We start from the raw sequence: 18528 nt of genomic DNA on the forward strand, positions 1-18528 counted from the left end.
CCGGTTCACGCTCCCCCGTGCCCGCCGGTCTCCGTGGGGGACAGCAGGACGTCGGCGTCGAAACAGTCCGGCGCCCCCGTGTGACAGGCCGGGCCGGTCTGGTCGACGAGCACCAACAGGGTGTCCCCGTCGCAGTCCAGCCGCACCTCGCGTACGTACTGGGTGTTTCCCGAGGTCTCGCCCTTGACCCAGTGGCTGTCCCTGCTCCGGGAGTAGTAGGTGGCCCGCCTGGTCGTCAGGGTGCGGTGCAGCGCCTCGTCGTCCATCCAGGCCATCATCAGCACCCTGCCGTCGTCGTACTGCTGCACCACGGCGGCGACCAGCCCGGCCTCGTTCCGTTTGAGCCTGTCCGCGATCGCCGGGGCCAGTCCCGGTTCGGCCGCTCCCGTTCCGCTCATCGGACGGTGATCCCCTCCGCGCGCATGGCGTTCTTGACCTCCGCGAGGGTCAACTGACCGAAGTGGAACACGCTGGCGGCGAGCACCGCGTCGGCCCCGGCGTGCACCGCCGGGGCGAAGTGGTGTTTGTCGCCGGCACCGCCACTGGCGATCAGCGGAACCCCCACGGCGGCACGAACCGCCCGGATCATCTCCAGGTCGAAGCCCTCCTTGGTGCCGTCGGCGTCCATCGAGTTGAGCAGGATCTCCCCGACACCCAGGTTCTCGGCACGCTCGGCCCACCCGACCGCGCAGATGCCGGTTCCCTTCCTCCCACCGTGGGTGGTCACCTCGAATCCCGAGGCAGTGGGCTCTCCGCCCTCCGGAACCCTCCTGGCGTCGACCGACAGCACCACGCACTGGGCACCGAAACGGCGGGAGGCGGTCTCCAGCAGTTCCGGCCGCGCGACGGCCGCGGTGTTCAGGCTGACCTTGTCCGCGCCGGCACGCAGCAGGCGATCCACATCGTCCGCGGAGCGCACACCCCCTCCCACGGTCAGCGGGATGAAGACCTGGTCGGCCGTGCGCCGCACCACCTCGTAGGTGGTCTCCCGGTCACCGGAGGAGGCGGTGACGTCGAGGAAGGTCAGCTCGTCGGCTCCCTCACCGTTGTACAACCGGGCCAACTCGACCGGATCTCCCGCGTCGACGAGGTCGGTGAAGTTGACTCCCTTGACCACCCTGCCCTCGTCGACGTCCAGACACGGGATCACGCGCACCGCGACAGCCATGTCTCCAGGGTAAGCGCCCGCCCCGTCGGAGCGGCACGCGGCGCCCTTCCGGGAGGGTGACGGTTCAGGAGCGTACGGCGGCCAGCGCCTCGGGGAGCGTGACGTCGCCGGTGTAGAGGGCCTTGCCCACGATCGCTCCCTCCAGTCCCAGCGGCTCCAGCTCGGACAACGCGACCAGGTCCTCCACGGTGGAAACACCTCCCGAGGCCACCACCGGGGCGGGGGTGTGTTCACAGACGGCCCGCAGCAGCTCCAGGTTGGGTCCCTGCAACGTCCCGTCCTTGCTCACGTCCGTGACCACGTACCGATGACAACCGGCCCGGTCCAGACGGTCCAGCACCTCCCAGAGATCTCCACCGTCCCTGGTCCACCCCCGGGCGGCGAGCCGATGTCCCTCCGGCCCGATGCGCACGTCCAGACCGACGGCGACACGCTGTCCGTGCTCACGGACCACACCGGCGGTCCATTCCGGATCCTCCAAGGCCGCCGTGCCCAGATTGACCCGGGCGCACCCGGTCTCCAACGCGGCCCGCAGCGAGGCGTCGTCACGGATCCCTCCGGAAAGCTCGACACGCACGTCGAGCCGGTTCACCACCTCGGCCAGCAGTTCGTGGTTGGAACCACGCCCGAAAGCCGCGTCCAGATCAACGAGGTGAATCCACTCGGCCCCGGAGTCCTGCCACGCTCGGGCGGCCTGCAACGGATCCCCGTAGGTGGTCTCGGTTCCGGCGGCACCACGGACGAGGCGCACCGCCTGCCCGTCGGCCACGTCAACGGCGGGAAGCAGCGTGAAAGTCACTCCCCAAGCCTACGATCCGCACACGGGGAAGCCGGCGCCACCCACGTCGGTCGACAGGCCCCCTCCCCATCGGGAGGTGGCGGTCAGCGTCGACGCGAACGGGTCGCCGAACGCAGCACCGCTCCCAGCGGCAGCCCCAGCACCAGCAGGGCCACGAACAGCACCACCCAACCGGACACCCCGGAGACGAGCAGGTGCGTCGAGGCGTATCCGACCACCATGCCCAGGCACACCACCGCGGCGACCACACGGGCGGGGCCGCCGGGGCGCATCAGACCGTACCGACGGGTCCTCACAGGGTCCCCAGCCAGTTGCGCAGCAGACCGATACCGGCCTCGCCGGACTTCTCGGGGTGGAACTGGGTGGCCGTCAACACGCCGTCCTCCACGGCGGCCAGGAAGGAGTCCCCGTGTTCGGCCCGGATCAGCCGGGGCTGCCCGCCCTCTTCGAACCCCCGGGCGGCGTCGGGCCAGTCACGCGCGGCGAAGGAGTGCACGAAGTAGAAGCGGGTTTCCGGCGGGAAACCGGCGAACAACGCGCTGTCGCCGGGGGCGGAGACGGTGTTCCACCCCATGTGCGGAAGGGGTTCGGAACGGAGTCGTTCGACCGTGCCGGGCCAGCGCCCCAGCCCCTCGGCCTCGACCCCGTGCTCCACGCCACGCTCGAACAGGATCTGCATCCCGACGCAGATCCCGAGCACGGGACGCCGCTCGTTCAACCGACGGTCGACGACCTTGTCCCCGCCGACCTCGAGCAGCCCCCGCATACAGGCCGAGAACGCCCCGACTCCGGGAACGACCAGGCCGTCGGCCTCGAACGCGCGTTGATGGTCGGAGGTCACCTCCACCCGCGCGCCCGCGTGCTCCAGCGCACGCTCGGCCGAACGGAGATTGCCCGACCCGTAGTCCAGTACGACGACTCGTGCCACGTCTCCAGCCTACCGGCGCCCACCACGGCCACGAAGCGGACCACACACGAACGGGTGCCCCGGTATCCTGGAGCCGTGTCGAAACCGGCCCCGAAACTGACCATCGGAGAAGTCGCCGAACGCAGTGGTTTCGCGACCACGGCACTCAGGTTCTACGAGGACCGGGGTCTGATCAGCTCGACCCGTACCAGCGGCAACCAACGGCGCTACGAACGTGGTGTGCTGCGTCGACTCGCCTTCATCCGCGCGGCACAGCGGGTGGGGCTCAGCCTGGAGGACATCGCGGACGCGCTGAGCACCCTGCCGGACAACCACGCCCCCGGCAAGTCCGACTGGGCGAGGTTGTCGGAACGGTGGCGGGACGAGCTCGACGCCCGCATCGACGGGTTGCGACGGCTGAGGGACCGCCTCACCGGCTGCATCGGTTGTGGCTGTCTCTCGCTGAACACGTGTTCGCTGTACAACCCGGACGACCGGATGGCCGACAACGGTCCCGCCGCCCCGCTGCTGCGCCCGAAGAACGACGGCGGCCTGTGATTCCCGCCCGTTCCCGGCGGAGTCCTTCCGGAAACGACCGGCCGGGTTCGGCCCGGGCTCGGGAGCAGGTACCCGGCGGCCCCGCCGGGTATCCCGAAGCCGGGTGGGTCCGCGAAACCGTCCGGTCGTCCCGACCACGGCGCGCGGCCCCTCCCACGCCCGGTCACGACCACCACAGCACCCCGCCCACCAGGGCGAGCACCGCGGTGGTCGCGAGCGTCACCGCGAACAGGCGGCTGCTCTTCCACATCGCGTAGGCGCCCCCGGCGAGAAAACCGGAGAGGGCCAGCAGGAGGAGAGGAAGGAGATCGCGCACCGCTGCTCCGTGTGGGGTGGTGGGACAGGAACGGTGGCATTCTCCCCTTCCGACTCAGCGGTGTTCGAGCCGGACCACCACCGCCTTGGACACCGGGGTGTTGGACCCCTCGGCCACCGAGTCCAGGGGGACCAGCGGGTTGACCTCCGGGTAGTAGGCCGCCGCGCAGCCGCGCGGAGTGGAGTAGGCGACCAGCCGGAACCCCTCGGCGCGACGCTGCTGGAGCTCGCCGGAGCCGTCGGCCCACTCGGAGACCAGATCCACCAGTTGTCCGTCCTCGAACCCCAGTTCGGCGAGATCCTCCCGGTTGACCAGCACCACCCGACGTCCGTTCTCCACTCCGCGGTAACGGTCGGACAGCCCGTACACCGTGGTGTTGTACTGGTCGTGACTGCGCAGGCTCTGCAACAGCAACCGCCCCTCGGGCACGTGAATCGCGTGGGGAACGTTGACGGTGAAGTTGGCCCTGCCCGTCGTGGTGGGGAAACTCCGCCGGTCCCGTGGGGGGTGTGGCAGCACGAACCCGTCCGGCTCCCGCACCCGGCGGTTGTAGTCGTCGCACCCCGGGACCACGGTGGCGATGTGGTCCCTGATCCGGTCGTAGTCCTGTTCGAACTCCGCCCACGGCACGGGGTGACGCTCGCCGAGCAGGGCACGCGCCAGGCGGGAGATGATCGCCACCTCGGACAGCAGGTGCGGCGAGCAGGGTTCGAGCCGTCCACGCGAGGTGTGCACCACCGACATGGAGTCCTCGACGGTCACGAACTGCTCACCACTGTGCTGGCGGTCCCGTTCGGTACGCCCGAGTGTCGGCAGGATCAGTGCGGTGCGCCCCGGGACCACGTGCGAGCGGTTGAGCTTGGTCGAGACCTGCACGGTCAGTTCACAACCGCGCAGCGCCCGTTCGGTGGCGGCGCTGTCCGGGGTGGCAGCGGCGAAGTTGCCGCCCAACCCGACGAAGGCCCGACACTTCCCCTCGTGCATGGCACGCAGCGTCTCCACGGTGTCCCAACCGGGTTCGCGGGGCACCTCCAGTCCGAACTCCTCGTCCAGGGCGGACAGGAACGACTCGGGCATCCTCTCCCAGATGCCCATGGTGCGGTCTCCCTGGACGTTGGAATGTCCCCGGACCGGGCACACCCCGGCACCGGGTTTTCCGATCATGCCGCGCAGCAGCTGGACGTTCACGATCTCACGGATGGTCGCCACGGCCTGCCTGTGCTGAGTGATCCCCATCGCCCAGCAGACCACGGTCCCACGGGACTCGGCGAACATCCGTGCGATGCGCTCGATCCGGGAACGCTCCAATCCGGTGAGCCGTTCCACCTCGGCCCAGTCGACGTCCCGGGCCCGCGCGGCGTACTCGGCGAAGCCGCTGGTGTACTCCTCGATGAACGAGCGGTCCAGCACCGTACCGGGTTCCTCGTCCTCGGCCCGCAACAACAGGGCCCCGAGCGCCTTGAACAGAGCCAGGTCGCCGCCGATGCGGATCTGGGCGAACTCGTCGGCAAGTCGGGTTCCCGGGCCGAGGACCCCGCGAACACGCTGGGGGTTGCGGAAACGCATCAGTCCGGTTTCCGGCAGCGGATTGACGGCGACGATACTGCCGCCCCGCTGTTTCACCCGCTCCAGCGAAGACAGCATCCGCGGATGGTTGGTCCCCGGATTCTGCCCCATCACCACCACGAGGTCGGCGTTCTCCACGTCGGACAGGCTCACCGATCCCTTGCCGACGCCGATCGTCTCGTTCAGGGCCGTGCCGGAGGACTCGTGACACATGTTCGAGCAGTCGGGCAGGTTGTTCGTCCCCAGGGAACGTGCCAACAGCTGGTAGCAGAACGCCGCCTCGTTGCTGGCTCTGCCCGAGGTGTAGAACGCGGTGTGCTCGGCTCCGATCTCCCGGAGCTTGTCGGCCACCACCCGGAAGGCCTCGTCCCAGTCGACGGGGCGGTAGTGGGTGTCCCCCTCACGTCGGATCACCGGCTGGGTCAGCCTTCCCTGCTGCCCCAGCCAGTAGTCGGTGTGCTCGGCCAACCGTTCGATCGGGTGCGTGCGGAAGAAGTCCGCGTCCACGGTGCGCCTGGTCGCCTCCTCTGCGACCGCCTTGGCTCCGTTCTCGCAGAACTCGGCGGCCTTGCGGGAGTCCCCCTCCTCCTCACGAGGGTCGGGCCAGGCACACCCCGGACAGTCGAACCCGTCGCGCTGGTTCAGCAGCGGCAGGGTTCTGGCCGTCCGGGCCACCCCCATCTGCTCCAGGCTGCGTCGCAACGCCACGGTGATCCCGTTCACACCGACCGCGGCCCGTTCCGGTGCGCGCACGTCGAGTTCCGATTCGTCGATGTCGCCGTCGGAATTGCGCCTTGTCACGCGATCCACCCGTTTCCCTGCGAGTCCGGCCCTCTTGTTCGGCCCGGTCCGTTCGGGGTGCCCCGCCACCGGTCACGACGGTGCACCGTGTTCAGTCGAAGTGCTCGGTGAGGTACTTCTCACCCTCGTCGGCCAGGAAGGTCACGATCTCCCGGAGTTCGGGGTTGCGCCGTCTGATCCGTTTCGCCGCCACCAAGTGTGCTCCGGAGGAGGGGCCGACGAACAGTCCGTGTCGACGCGCCAGTTGCCGGGTCTGCTCCAGGGCCTCGGCACTGTCCACCGCGACGATCTCGTCGACCTCGTCGCGGTGGCGCGCGAAGACGTCGGGCACGAAGCCGTCCGAGATCCCCTCGATGAGGTGTTTGTCCACCTCGCCGGTGGCCAGGGTGCACGACTCGTTCGGTTCGACCGCGATCACACGGCAGGAGGGGTTGACCGCGCGGAAGGCCTGCCCCACGCCGATGACCGTTCCTCCCGTACCCACACCCCCCACCACGGCGTCGGGAACCACCCCGGTGGGGAGCTGCCGCAGGATCTCGGGACCGAGCCAGGTGCGGTTCTCGTCGACGTTCCACTCGCTGTCGAACTGCCGGGGCGCGAAGTAGCCGGGCTGACGCCCCAGGGTTCTGGCCGTCTCCAGAGCCTCGTTGACGTGGAAGTCGCCGACGGTCCGCGTCTCGGCCCCGAAGGCGCGGCAGATCGCGGCGCGTTCGGCGCTGACCTCCCGGGGCATCACCACGAGCATCGGATAACCCTTGACCGCGGCCACCATGCTCATGGCGTTGCCGGTGTTGCCGCTGCTCGCCTCCACCACGGTGTCGCCGGGACGCAGCAGGCCCGCACGTTCGGCACGTTCGATCATGTAGGCGGCCACCCGGGCCTTGATCGAACCGGAGGGGTTGAGGAACTCGGCCTTCGCCCGTATCCCCTCCACCAGCAACAGTGGGGTGTCCCCGATCGCACTCAGGATCGAACCGGTGGAACCGTGCTCGTGGGTGGGTGGCACGGCCGGAGATCCCACCCTCGTTGTCGACGACCTGCCCATGGGGACCCCCTGTCCTCGTCGTCCCGGCGGCAGAGCCCCGTGTACACACGCCGTGTTGCGCGATACACACAACATTGCTCAATAAGCAACATTGCTGTTCATGCGGCGCGCTGTCAAGGAGCGACCGCCCCAGCAGCCCCGTCCGGGTGAGTGACGAGGAGTACGGGCACGCCGCACCACCCCCGGGAGAACCGGCCCGTGGCCAACGACGCGGGCAGCGGCACCCGGTGGAGTCCCACCCCACGCGCCGGTGCGGGAACCGCTACAAGGTCCCCTTCGTGGAGGGGACCGCGTCCGCGAACCTCGGATCCACCTCGACGGCGGCGCGGAGAGCACGGGCGACCGCCTTGTACTGGGCCTCGGTGATGTGGTGCGGGTCCCTGCCGTGGATCACACGGACGTGCAGGTTGATCCCCGCGTGGAAGGCCAGGGACTCGAAAACGTGCCGGTTGAGCACGAACGGGTAGTTGTTCCCGATCGTGAAGGAGTTGTACTGTTCCGGTTCGCCGTCCAACACGCAGTACGGGCGTCCGGACACGTCCACGGCCGCGTGGGCCAGGGTCTCGTCCATCGGGATCCAGGCGTCACCGAACCTGCGGATGCCGGACTTGTCGCCGAGCGCCTGCCGCAGGGCCTGTCCCAGCACGATGGCGGTGTCCTCCACCGTGTGGTGTGCGTCGATGTGGGTGTCCCCCCGCGCCCGCACCCGCAGGTCGAAAGCGGCGTGGGTTCCCAGGGAGTGCAGCATGTGGTCGTAGAACGGCACGGTGGTGTCCACCTCCACCCGACCGTGGCCGTCCAGGTTCAGCTCCACGGTGACCGCGGACTCCCTGGTCTCCCGTTGCACGCTTCCGATCCGGGAAGGCGAGTTCACTTGACGATCTCCTCACTGACGTGCTCGCTGGCCGCGAGAAAGGCGTCGTTGTCCCGTGGCGAACCGATGGTGACCCGAAGATGGCCCTCGATTCCCACGTCGCGGATCAACACCCCCGAGTCCAGGTACCGTTCCCAGGCTCGGTGAGCGTCGGGGAACCGACCGAACAGCACGAAGTTCGCGTCGCTGGGAACCGGGCTGAACCCGAGCTCACGCAACCTGCCCACCACACGGGCGCGCTCGTCCACCAACAGCTTGACCCCGCCCAGGGTCGCTTCGGAGTGGCGCAGCGCGGCGCGGGCGGAGGCCTGGGTGACCGAGGACAGGTGGTAGGGCAACCGCACCAGCAGCAACGCCTCGACCACGGCGGGAGAGGCGACGAGATAGCCCAGCCGCCCGCCCGCGAAGGCGAAGGCCTTGCTCATGGTCCTGCTGACGACGAGCCGGGCGGGGAACTCCTCGATCAGTTCCACCGCGCTGTGTCGCTCGGAGAACTCCACATAGGCCTCGTCCACCACGACCAACCCCCGGGCGGCACGCAGCACGGCCCGCAGGTCCGCCAATCCCACCGACTGCCCGGTGGGATTGTTCGGGCTGGTCACGAAAACCACGTCCGGGTCGCGTTCGGCGACCACGGCGGCAGCCTCGGCCCCGTCCAGGGTGAAGTCGGCACGGCGCGGGGCGGGCACCCACTCGGTACGGGTGCCCGAGGCCAGGATCGGGTGCATCGAGTAGGAGGGCTCGAAACCCAGGGCGGTGCGGCCCGGGCCACCGAAGGCCTGCAGGACCTGCTGAAGGACCTCGTTGGAACCGTTGGCCGCCCACACGTTGGCCGCCGACACCGCCATCCCGGTGGCGCCGGTGAGATAGGCGGCCAGATCCGTCCGCAACGCCACCGCGTCCCGATCCGGATAGCGGTTCAGTCTTCCCGCCTGTTCCCGCACCTCGGCGACGACGTCCTCGACCAGCTCCCGGGGAGGAGGGAACGGGTTCTCGTTGGTGTTCAACAACACCGGAACGTCCAGCTGGGGAGCACCGTACGGACTGCGCCCCCGCAGATCCTCCCTCAGGGGGACATCGGCCAGCGTCGTCTCGCCGCCGATCACGTCACTCATCGGATTCCCACCAATTCGTCGGTCGTTCGGACACGCCGCTCCCGGATGCCGAACCGTTCATGCGAAGCGGGCCGTCACGGCCGCACCGTGCGCGGGCAGGTCCTCCGCGTCGGCCAGGGCGACGACATGGTCGGCGACCTCGTGAAGCGCCTGCCTGGTGTAGTCCACCACGTGGATGCCGCGCAGGAAGCTCTGCACGCTCAGCCCGGAGGAGTGCCGGGCGCACCCCCCGGTGGGGAGAACGTGGTTCGAGCCCGCGCAGTAGTCGCCGAGCGAGACCGGGGCATAGGGTCCCACGAAGATCGCCCCCGCGTTCCGCACCCGGGCCGCCACCGCGGAGGAGTCCTCGGTCTGGATCTCCAGGTGTTCGGCGGCGTAGGCGTCCACCACCCGGATCCCCTCCGACAGCGAGTCGACGAGCACACAGCCGGACTGCTGTCCGGTCAGTGCCGCACGGATCCGCTCGGCGTGCCTGGTGGCCGGAACACGTTCGCGCAGTTGCTCGTCGACGGCCCCGGCCAACTCCTCGGAGGGGGTGACGAGCACGCTGGCGGCCAGGGTGTCGTGCTCGGCCTGGCTGATCAGGTCGGCGGCCACGTGTGCCGGGTCGGCGGTGTCGTCGGCGAGGATCGCGATCTCGGTCGGTCCCGCCTCGGCGTCGATGCCGATGACGTTGCGCAGCCGGCGCTTGGCCGCCGTGACGTAGACGTTGCCCGGGCCGGTGACCATGTCCACCGGCCGCAGCGGTGTCCCGTCGGTGTCGGAGCCGCCGAAGGCGAGCAAACCGACCGCCTGGGCCCCGCCGACGGCCCACACCTCGTCGACCCCCAGCAGCGCGGCGGCGGCCAGGGTGGTGGGGTGCGGCCGTCCTCCGAACTCGGTCTGGGGAGGGGAACACACCACCAGGGACTCCACCCCGGCGGCCTGGGCGGGGACCACGTTCATGACCACGCTCGACGGGTAGGCCGCGAGTCCTCCAGGGGCGTACAGGCCGACCCTGGCGACCGGAACCCAGCGTTCCGTGACCGTCCCCCCGGAGGTCACCTCGGTGGTCACGTCCGCACGCCGCTGGTCGGCGTGCACCCTTCTGGCACGTTCCGCCGAGACCTCCAGGGCCTTGCGCACCTCCGGATCGAGCTCGTCCAGGGCGCGCCGCAGCTCCCCGGAGGGAACCCGGACCCCTTCCGGACGCACTCCGTCGAAGCGCTCGGTGTGCTCCAGGGCAGCGGGCACGCCCCGCTCGGCCACGTCGTCGAGCACCGGGCGCACGGCGGACAGCGCGTGTTCCACGTCCATCCCGGCTCGGGGCAGCCTGGTGCGTAGCTCTCCCACGGAGGGTTCCCGACCGCGCAGGTCAATTCGGCTGAGCATGGACATCCTTCCGCAAACGTCGCTGTCGCCAGGATAGCCCGCGGGGGACGGGCACCCGACCGGCTGCTCCCCCGCGTCGCCCTCGTCGCCCACCGGAACGGCGGAGTCCGACTCACACGTACGTAGGTTGTCACACGCCGTGATCGGAGCGAGTCTCGGATGATCCTGATCCGCGACCGATCGGAGAAACCATGCGCGCATCACGACGACGGGCCACGGCGGCACTGTCCGTCGCGGCATGTCTGCTGGCGCTGCCCGCCACCCAGTCGGCGGCCGAACAACGCCACGGCAGTGGTTCCGGCACCGACGGGGGCACAGCCACGTCCGTGTACCGGATCACTGACACCGACAGCCGGACCCGAACCGAGATCCAGCGCACCGGCGCCCTGGTGCTGTCCCTGACCGGGGACACCGCCTTCGTCGAGGCGGACGAGCACCAGGCCCGGCGGCTACGCTCGGCGGGGATGCGGCTGTCCCGGGCGGCGGTCCCCAACCGTGGATCCTCGGACAGAGCCGCCCCCGGGGACTTCCCACCCGAGGACAGCGGGTACCACACCTACTCCGAGATGACCGAGGAAGTGGACACCGCCGCCACCGAGCACCCCGGGATCGTCGACAGGACCAGCGTGGGGCGTTCCGCACAGGGGCGTGACATCCCCGCCGTGAAGATCAGCGACAACGCGGGCACCGACGAGAACGAACCCGAGGTGCTGTTCACCTGCAACCAGCACGCACGGGAACACCTGACCGCCGAGATGTGCCTGCACATCCTGCGGCGCTACACCGACAACTACGGCAGTGACCCGGCGATCACCGACACGGTCGACAGCCGGGAGATCTGGGTGGTCCCGATGGTCAACCCGGACGGGGTCGTCTACGACGTCGGCGGGACCTACTACCGGGGCTGGCGCCGCAACAGGGAACCCGCCCCGGTCGACCTGAACCGGAACTGGGGCCACAAGTGGGGATGCTGCGGCGGCTCCAGCGGCAGTCCGAGCTCACCGACCTACCGTGGCCCGGCACCGTTCTCCGCTCCGGAGACCTCCGCGATCCGGGACTTCGTGGAGTCCAGGGTGGTGGACGGCACGCAGCAGCTGACCGGCCACATCGACTTCCACACCTTCTCCGAACTGGTGCTGTGGCCCTACGGCTACACCACGGCCGACACCGCTCCGGGCATGACCGAGGAGGAGTACCGCAGGTTCGCCTCGATCGGCAGGAGCATGGCGGCGACCAACGGCTACACCCCCATGCAGTCCAGTGACCTCTACGTCACCGACGGCAGCGTCAACGACTGGATGTGGGCCGAGCACGGAATCCTGTCGTTCACCTTCGAGATGTACCCGAGCAGCGGAGGACTCGACGGTTTCTACCCGCCGGACGAGGTGATCCAGCGGGAAACCAGCCGCAACGACGAGGCGGTGTCGATCCTGCTGGAGGAGAGCGGTCGCTGAACGACCCCGCCGGGCCCACTCCACAGGGGTGGGCCCGCGCGGACGTTCACCCCAGCAGCAGGACGACGACGCCCACCAGGAGCGCGAGCACCACCACGGCCCCGGCGGTGAGCAACAACCAACGCAGCTGCGGATGCTCCTGCCGGATCTCCGACTTCGCGCGTTCGCGCCATTGCATGAACGTGGTCTGTTCACTCATCAATGCTCTCCACAACCATCTGGGCTTGCCGGCCGGCGGCGTGGCGCCGGCGATCCACCTCACCCTGCCACATCCGGACGCCTCACAGCCGGATGACATCGCCCCCCGCCCACGCGCGCAGCAGGGACTCGTCGTGACTGACGGCGAGCACTCCGGTCCCCTCCCGACGTACCTGCTCCTCGACCACACGGACGAGGGCCGCCGTGGTGGAGGCGTCCAGCATCCCCGTCATCTCGTCGCAGACGAGGTAACGCGGCCGCAGCGCGAGCGCCCTGCCCAGACAGGCACGCTGCAACTGGCCGTCGCTGACCTCGTGCGGAAGCCTGTCGAGCAGTTCCTCGTCGAGACCGGTCAGTTCCGCCAGCTCCGCCACTCTCCCGGCGACCTCCCCCCGACCGGTGGCCAGCAGGGGCTCGGCGAGCACGCGGCGCAGGGACATCCGGGGATCCACGGCGGGACGCGGCTGTTGGAAGACGACACCGACGGAGGTCCGTTCCCGCCGGGAGGCGGCGTGCCGGAACCCGCCGACCGGTCTTCCGTCCAACTCCACCACACCGGACCAGGGGCGGTGCAACAACGCGAGCACCCGCGCCAGGGTGGACTTCCCACAGCCGCTGGGCCCGGCCAACCCCCGCACCTCGCCGCGGGGAAGGTCCAGGTCCACCCCGTCGAGCACGGGCCGCCCCCGCCGATAGCCGGCCACCAGCCCCCGTCCCCTCAGCATGGCGGATGGGCGGCGACGGCACGGTCCCCGTGGGCGACCAGTTCCGGGTTTCCGTCACAGGGAGAGACCCCGGGCATGTCCGGACAACGTTGGCAGAACACGCAACCCCACTTCCGTTCGAGGACGTCGAGTTCGGTCAGGGCGGGAGGTCGGCCGGGAATCGGTTCGAAACCGGCCTCGGGCAGAGCGTTGAGCAGCCCCACCGTGTAGGGATGCCACGGACGTTCGAACACCTCGGCGGCCGGACCGGTCTCCACGAGACGACTGGCGTACATCACGGCCACGTGGGTGGCGACACGCCGGGCCGCGTCCAGGTCGTGGGTGATCAACAGCACCCCCCGGTCCCGGTCCGCCAGTTCGGCGAGCAGGTCCACGGTACGTTCCACCAGCGGACGATCCAGTCCCGTGGTGGGTTCGTCGGCGACGACCACGGGAGGATCCCCCACCAAAGCCGAGGCCACGGCGACACGTTGGGCCATGCCGCCGGAGAGCTCGTGCGGGTAGTGGTCGAGGTCCCGCGGGGCCAGTCCGACCCGGCGGGCGAGTTCGTCCACCTCACCCTCCCTGCCCCGTCCACGCAGGTGACGCACCGTCTCGACCAGCTGGGACCGCGCGGTGCGCACCGGGGTCAGATGCGTGCTCGCGGACTGGGGGACCAGTCCTATCCGGCGCCCCCGGACGTGCCGGGACAGCACCCGTTCGGAGGCCGACAGCAGCTCCACCTCCCCGCCCCGGCCACCCACCCGGGCCCGGCCACGCACCTGGGCGTTGTCCGGGAGGAGCCCCAGCAGGCAGGAGGCCAGCACCGACTTGCCACAACCGGACTCCCCCACGAGCGCGAGCACCTGCCCCGGCAACAGCCTCAGCCGCACGTCGGTGACCGCGTACACCGACTCTGCCGCACGTCGACCACCGAGTCGGAAACGCACCGACATGTCGTCCAGTGACAGCAGCGGACCGTGCTGGTCCACACCCACACCCCCGTCCTCCGGCAGGCGAACAGCACTCACAACGTCAACTCGGAACGGCGCGCCGGAACCGTACGGTCCCGCCAGGCGGCCGCTAGTCCCGACACCGCCAGGGTGGTCGCCACGAGCAACAGGGCTGGGAAGGCGACGATCCACCAGGCGCCCAGCAACACCGCCTCCCGTCCGTCCCCGAGGATGTTGCCGATACTGGCCAGATGCGGGGGCAGCCCCAGGCCGAGGAAGCTCAGCGCCGTCTCGTGGAACACGGCGTGCGGGACCAGCAGCACGGCCGACAGGGACGCCTGGGGAACCACGGCGGGCAGCATGTGCCTGCGCAGGATCCACCACCTGCTCGCCCCCGCCGAGATCGCCGCATCGACGTAGGGGCGCTCCCGCAGGCCGAGCACCTCGGAGCGGACGACACGGGCGACCGTGGCCCAGTGGGTGAGTCCGATGGACAGCACCACGGCCAGCACGGTCCCGCTGTACAGGGCCACGATGACGATGCCGAGCAGCAGGTGGGGAACGGAGTTGACCGCGTCGACGAGCCGCATCAGCAGCCGGTCGGTCCATCCTCCGAACGATCCGGCCACGGTGCCGACCACGGAGCCGAGCACCGTGGAGACCAGGGTGCTGACGGCCGCCACCAGCAACGATATCCGCAGCCCGGCCCAGGAACGCGTGAACAGGTCCCTTCCCGAGGTGTCCGTACCGAAGGGATGCCCGGGTCCGGGAGGCATTCGCACCGACCCGTAGTCCACGAGGCCGGTGGACGGGGACAGCCACGGAACCAGCACGGCGGCCAGCAACAACACCGCCAACACCGCCACCGAGAGCCGGGTGCGCGAGCGCGTGGCGCCACGCCCGCGCTTGGTACCCGCCCGCGAGCGGGCGACGTCACGCCACCGCCCCTTTCCCGAGGGGGGCGAGTCGTGCTGCCTGAGTTCAACCATCGGTGGCCACCCTCGGGTCGAGCAGGATCGCGGCGATGTCGGCCAGCAGCGAACCGAGCAGCACGGCAGCCGTGGCCAGGAGCGTCAGCACGGCCAGCAGGGGGTAGTCGGCGGCTTTCGCCGCTGTCACCACGGCGGAGGCCACGCCGGGCCAGGAGAAGACCTCCTCCACGAGCACGGCCCCGGTGACCAGCTCCGGAACGCGCGCTCCGATCAGGGTCACGAACGGCAGAAGCGCCGTCGGCAAGGCGTGGCGCAGCACCACGATCCGTTCGCTCATCCCACGTGCCCGTGCCCCGTTGACGTGGTCCTCGGTCAGGGCGGTCAGCAGCGACTGACGAACGTGCAGCACCAGCCAGGGCGCCTGGGAGACACCGAGCACCGCCGCGGGCAGTACCAGGTGTTCGAGCACCTGCCCGAGGCCGAGCGAACTGCCCGCGTCGGTGAGTCCGGCCACCGGCAGCCACCCGAGTCCGAGGGAGAACAGGGCGATGGCCAGCAGGGCGAGCACGAAGGGCGGCACTCCCTCCAACGCGTGCCCGACAGCCGTGACCGTCCGGTCGAGCCATCCTCCCTGCCGCCAGGCGGCGACCGTGCCCACCACCAGGGAGAACACCACGGCGAGGAGGAGCCCGGTGCCCGCCAGCAGCAGGGTCCACGGAAGGCGCTGCGCGACCACCTCGACCACGGGCTGGCGCATCGACCGCGACACGCCGAGATCCCCGGAGAACAGACCGCTCAGCCACTCCCAGAAGCGCGCCAGCACCGGACGGTCCAGACCGAGTTCGGCCCGTACCCTGGCCACGTCCGCCGCCGAGGCGTCGTAGATCCGCACCCCGTAGTACTGGTGGATCGGGTCGAACGGGGACGCCGCCGCCAGCAGGAAGACCCCCAGCGACACGAGCAGCAGCACCGGAACCGCCCACACCAGTCTCCGCAGGACCAGCCACAGCACCGCCGCGGAACGACCGCCGGCACGGTGTGCCGACCATACCGCCGATCTCAACTCTTCGGCGTCCAGTCCTCGACGTTCCACCACGGCCCCCAGGTGGTTCCGTGGGTGTGCGGTTCGACCACCGGTTCGTAGCCGTTCCAGACACCACGACGCATCACGTAGCTGTGCTGGACGAAGGCCAGGTACACCAGGCCGGGGTCGGCGACGTAGGCCCGCTGGGCCTCCTTGTAGTGGCGGGCCCGCTCGGCGGGATCGACCGTGTTCCTTCCCGCGTCCAGCGCCGAGTCGACCCGGTCGTTGCGGTACTTGGCCGGGTTCCGGTAGGTGCCGGTTCCGATCATCGAGGAGTGCAGCGCCGAGTACATCTGGATGTCGGGATCGACCGGGCAGCCCCCGCCCAGCACGATCGCGTCGGTACCGATGCGCTCGGCGGCCTCCGAACGGTCCACCCCGGCGAGCTCGACCCGGACGCCGATCCGCTCCGCGTCCGAGGCGAAGGCGTCCGCGAACTTCTTGCGTAGCGTGTCGTCGGCGAAGTACATGACGGTGAACCTGGCCGGGGTCCCGTTCCGCTGCCGGATCCCGTCCGGACCGGGGGCCCATCCCGCCTCGTCGAGCACCCGGCGTGCGCGCTGCCGGTCGAAGTCGAAACGGGCCTCGGGAGCGTGGTAGCGCTCCATGGAGGCGGGCACGGGGGTGTGGGCGGGGGTTCCGTGTCCGCCGAGCAGGCTCTCGACCATGCCCGAGCGGTTGGCCGCCAGGTTCAGTGCCCGGCGCATCGCGGCGTCGCCGGTGACCGGGTGATCGCTGGGCAGGGTGATGGCCCGGTAGTCGGCGGTGTCGTGGTGCACGGTGCGGTAGGAGTCCCCTCCTATCCGTCCCGCCAGTGTGGGGGGCAGTACCGTCCCGTCGAACTCCCCGGCCTGCACACGTTGTGCCCTGGTGTTGTCGTCGGTGGCGAACACGACCGTGATCTCGTCCACCTCCGGGGTCCCGCCCCAGTAGTCCTCGTTCGCGCGCCAGACCATCCGTTCGCCCTGGCGCCACTCCGCGAGCCGGTAGGGACCGGTTCCCACCGGCTCGGTGTTGAGTGGGGAACGGTCCTGGGGCGCGGCCTCGGCGAGCGCGTCCTTCGGCAGGATCCCCATGAGCATCCTGGCGGGCCAGGCCGCGTAGGGGATGTTCAGTCGGAAGCGGACCGTGTGGTCGTCCACGGCCTCGACACCGTCGAGCATGGACAGGTCGGAACTGATCGTCGCGGCGTAGGCGGGATCGACGGCCGCGCTGTAGGTGGCCACCACGTCGTGGGCGTCGAAGGGGGAGCCGTCGTGGAAGGTGACTCCGCGCCGCAGTCGCACCGTCCAGGTGCGGGCGCCGTCGGCGGACTCGGGCTCTTCGGCGGCCAGTGCCGGATGCAGTTTCCCGCGACCGTCGAAGGCGAGCAGCCCGTCGTAGAACTTGGCGGCTCCGTAGCGGGCGTAGCCCAGCAGCGGGTTGAGGCTGCTCGGTTCGTAGCCGTCGGCCAACAGCATGGAGCGGGGCCCGCTGCCGCCTCCGGAGTTCGACGGTGCCGAACAGGCCGTCCCCGCCAGAGCGAAGGCCGCCAGGGACGAGGTGATCAGGGTGCGGCGGTTGAACACGCCGAGACTCTAGAGATTACTGCAAGTTCCTGGCAACACGATGAGATCTTGGCTACTCTCCGCGCCCGCGCCTCGGGCGACGTCCGTCCTCCTGCCGGAGAGTCCGGTCCGCTCTCCCCGTGACCGGACGGGCGGATGGGAGGATGGCGGAGACGGACCCGGCCGGAGCGGAGGTGAGCTGGTGCGCGTCGCACTGTGCCAAATCTCGTCCACATCGGACCCCGACGCGAATCTGGAGCTCGTGGCCGGAGGTGTACGCCGTGCCGGCGAGGCGGGTGCGGAGTTGGCGGTGTTCCCTGAGGCGACCATGGCGTGCTTCGGGACCCCGCTGGCTCCGCTGGCCGAGCCGTTGACCGGGGCGTGGGCCGGCGAGGTCGGCAGACTGGCCGAGGACGCGGGGATCACCGTGGTCGCGGGCATGTTCACCCCGGCCGCCGACGGGCGGGTCACCAACACCCTGCTGGTCACCGGCCCCGAACAGCACACGCACTACGACAAGATCCATCTCTACGACGCCTTCGGATTCACCGAGTCCCGGACGGTCTCGCCGGGGAAGGAACCGGTGACGGTTCCCCTGCCCGGCGCGACCGTGGGGCTGAGCATCTGCTACGACCTGCGTTTCCCCGGTCTCTACACCGCTCTCGCCGAACGGGGTGCCTCGGTGCTGCTCACGGCTGCCTCGTGGGGGGCGGGAAGCGGCAAACGCGAACAGTGGGAACTGCTCGTCCGCGCCCGGGCCCTCGACTCCACCTCCTGGGTGGTGGCCTGTGGTCAGGCGGATCCGCGCAGCATCGGTAGGGACCCCTCGCCGAAGGCCCCCACCGGAATCGGCTACAGCACCGTGGTCACACCGTACGGAATGATCCACGACCAGCTGGAGGCCGAACCCGACGTGCTGGTCACCGACATCGACCCCTCCCAGGTCGAGCAGGCCAGGGAGGCCCTTCCGGTGCTGGCCAACCGGAAACTCTGAAAGCTCCTCGCCTTCCTCCCCGGAGGGCGGCTCGTGCGTGCGGCTCCGCGGCGGACGAGGGTCGGCGGGCGACCGTCACACGGGTGACGGGCCGGTTTGATCGAGTTCCCCGCCGGGTACCCGGCCGTCGAGGACGAGCCGA

20 protein-coding genes are annotated in these 18528 nt (G+C 70.0%); 3 read left to right on the forward strand and 17 right to left on the reverse strand.

Features of this window, described 5'->3' with window-relative positions:
• Positions 1–5: 5 nt before the first annotated feature.
• From hisI to hisH, 5 genes are all read right to left on the reverse strand, one after another.
• The gene (gene hisI / locus ACTMO_RS0110685) at positions 6–398 is read right to left on the reverse strand and encodes a phosphoribosyl-AMP cyclohydrolase (RefSeq protein ID WP_019854685.1); all 393 of its coding nucleotides are present in this window, start codon (positions 396–398) and stop codon (positions 6–8) included.
• Complete coding sequence (hisF, locus tag ACTMO_RS0110690) at positions 395–1168, reverse strand: imidazole glycerol phosphate synthase subunit HisF (protein ID WP_019854686.1); 774 nt, start codon at positions 1166–1168, stop codon at positions 395–397. The genes hisI and hisF overlap by 4 nt, the downstream gene beginning before the upstream one ends.
• A 64-nt stretch (positions 1169–1232) precedes the next feature.
• On the reverse strand, positions 1233–1967 hold the full coding sequence (gene priA, locus ACTMO_RS0110695; protein WP_019854687.1) for a bifunctional 1-(5-phosphoribosyl)-5-((5-phosphoribosylamino)methylideneamino)imidazole-4-carboxamide isomerase/phosphoribosylanthranilate isomerase PriA: 735 nt from the start codon (positions 1965–1967) through the stop codon (positions 1233–1235).
• Between the two features lie 83 nt (positions 1968–2050).
• On the reverse strand, positions 2051–2263 hold the full coding sequence (locus tag ACTMO_RS0110700) for a hypothetical protein (RefSeq protein WP_245556124.1): 213 nt from the start codon (positions 2261–2263) through the stop codon (positions 2051–2053).
• Complete coding sequence (hisH, locus tag ACTMO_RS0110705) at positions 2260–2895, reverse strand: imidazole glycerol phosphate synthase subunit HisH (RefSeq protein WP_019854689.1); 636 nt, start codon at positions 2893–2895, stop codon at positions 2260–2262. Before hisH ends, ACTMO_RS0110700 begins: the two co-directional genes overlap by 4 nt.
• A 75-nt stretch (positions 2896–2970) precedes the next feature.
• On the opposite strand from hisH, the gene soxR reads away from it, so the two are divergent.
• Complete coding sequence (soxR, locus tag ACTMO_RS0110710) at positions 2971–3432, forward strand: redox-sensitive transcriptional activator SoxR (protein ID WP_019854690.1); 462 nt, start codon at positions 2971–2973, stop codon at positions 3430–3432.
• Between the two features lie 163 nt (positions 3433–3595).
• On the opposite strand, the gene ACTMO_RS23300 is transcribed toward soxR, so the two are convergent.
• The 6 genes from ACTMO_RS23300 to hisD all read right to left on the reverse strand — a co-directional run bounded on the left by ACTMO_RS23300 (position 3596) and on the right by hisD (position 10520).
• Complete coding sequence (locus ACTMO_RS23300) at positions 3596–3748, reverse strand: hypothetical protein (RefSeq protein ID WP_019854691.1); 153 nt, start codon at positions 3746–3748, stop codon at positions 3596–3598.
• A gap of 54 nt (positions 3749–3802) precedes the next feature.
• Positions 3803–6115 (reverse strand): FdhF/YdeP family oxidoreductase, encoded by a 2313-nt coding sequence (locus tag ACTMO_RS0110720; protein WP_026449086.1) that lies wholly within the window; start codon positions 6113–6115, stop codon positions 3803–3805.
• 91 nt (positions 6116–6206) lie between these two features.
• Positions 6207–7160 carry a PLP-dependent cysteine synthase family protein gene (locus ACTMO_RS0110725; RefSeq protein ID WP_051099071.1) on the reverse strand — a complete coding sequence of 318 codons (954 nt, stop codon included), beginning with the start codon at positions 7158–7160 and terminating at the stop codon, positions 6207–6209.
• A 262-nt stretch (positions 7161–7422) separates the two neighbouring features.
• Complete coding sequence (gene hisB, locus ACTMO_RS0110730) at positions 7423–8034, reverse strand: imidazoleglycerol-phosphate dehydratase HisB (protein WP_019854694.1); 612 nt, start codon at positions 8032–8034, stop codon at positions 7423–7425.
• Complete coding sequence (locus ACTMO_RS0110735) at positions 8031–9149, reverse strand: histidinol-phosphate transaminase (RefSeq protein WP_019854695.1); 1119 nt, start codon at positions 9147–9149, stop codon at positions 8031–8033. Before ACTMO_RS0110735 ends, hisB begins: the two co-directional genes overlap by 4 nt.
• A gap of 57 nt (positions 9150–9206) precedes the next feature.
• The gene (hisD, locus tag ACTMO_RS0110740) at positions 9207–10520 is read right to left on the reverse strand and encodes a histidinol dehydrogenase (protein ID WP_026449088.1); all 1314 of its coding nucleotides are present in this window, start codon (positions 10518–10520) and stop codon (positions 9207–9209) included.
• A gap of 191 nt (positions 10521–10711) precedes the next feature.
• Here hisD and ACTMO_RS0110745 point away from each other — a divergent pair, with 191 nt between their 5' ends.
• Positions 10712–11974 carry a M14 family metallopeptidase gene (locus ACTMO_RS0110745; RefSeq protein WP_019854697.1) on the forward strand — a complete coding sequence of 421 codons (1263 nt, stop codon included), beginning with the start codon at positions 10712–10714 and terminating at the stop codon, positions 11972–11974.
• A gap of 46 nt (positions 11975–12020) precedes the next feature.
• On the opposite strand, the gene ACTMO_RS23305 is transcribed toward ACTMO_RS0110745, so the two are convergent.
• From ACTMO_RS23305 to ACTMO_RS0110775, 6 genes are all read right to left on the reverse strand, one after another.
• Entirely contained in the window at positions 12021–12173 is a 153-nt protein-coding gene (locus ACTMO_RS23305; protein WP_019854698.1) for a hypothetical protein, read from the reverse strand.
• 82 nt (positions 12174–12255) lie between these two features.
• Positions 12256–12897: an ABC transporter ATP-binding protein gene (locus tag ACTMO_RS0110755; RefSeq protein WP_019854699.1), complete on the reverse strand. Its 642-nt coding sequence runs from the start codon at positions 12895–12897 to the stop codon at positions 12256–12258.
• Positions 12891–13832, reverse strand: coding sequence for an oligopeptide/dipeptide ABC transporter ATP-binding protein (locus ACTMO_RS0110760; RefSeq protein ID WP_033401886.1), 942 nt, complete (start codon positions 13830–13832; stop codon positions 12891–12893). Before ACTMO_RS0110760 ends, ACTMO_RS0110755 begins: the two co-directional genes overlap by 7 nt.
• Positions 13833–13903: 71 nt before the next feature.
• Positions 13904–14818 (reverse strand): ABC transporter permease, encoded by a 915-nt coding sequence (locus ACTMO_RS0110765; protein ID WP_019854701.1) that lies wholly within the window; start codon positions 14816–14818, stop codon positions 13904–13906.
• Positions 14811–15824 (reverse strand): ABC transporter permease, encoded by a 1014-nt coding sequence (locus ACTMO_RS0110770; RefSeq protein WP_051099271.1) that lies wholly within the window; start codon positions 15822–15824, stop codon positions 14811–14813. Before ACTMO_RS0110770 ends, ACTMO_RS0110765 begins: the two co-directional genes overlap by 8 nt.
• Positions 15821–17413 (reverse strand): ABC transporter substrate-binding protein, encoded by a 1593-nt coding sequence (locus tag ACTMO_RS0110775; RefSeq protein ID WP_019854703.1) that lies wholly within the window; start codon positions 17411–17413, stop codon positions 15821–15823. Before ACTMO_RS0110775 ends, ACTMO_RS0110770 begins: the two co-directional genes overlap by 4 nt.
• Positions 17414–17594: 181 nt before the next feature.
• On the opposite strand from ACTMO_RS0110775, the gene ACTMO_RS0110780 reads away from it, so the two are divergent.
• Positions 17595–18386, forward strand: a complete 792-nt coding sequence (locus ACTMO_RS0110780; protein ID WP_019854704.1) for a carbon-nitrogen hydrolase family protein — start codon at positions 17595–17597, stop codon at positions 18384–18386.
• Positions 18387–18528: the final 142 nt, after the last annotated feature.

The organism is Actinopolyspora mortivallis DSM 44261, from assembly GCF_000384035.1.
In the GTDB taxonomy this organism is placed as follows: Bacteria; Actinomycetota; Actinomycetes; order Mycobacteriales; family Pseudonocardiaceae; genus Actinopolyspora; species Actinopolyspora mortivallis.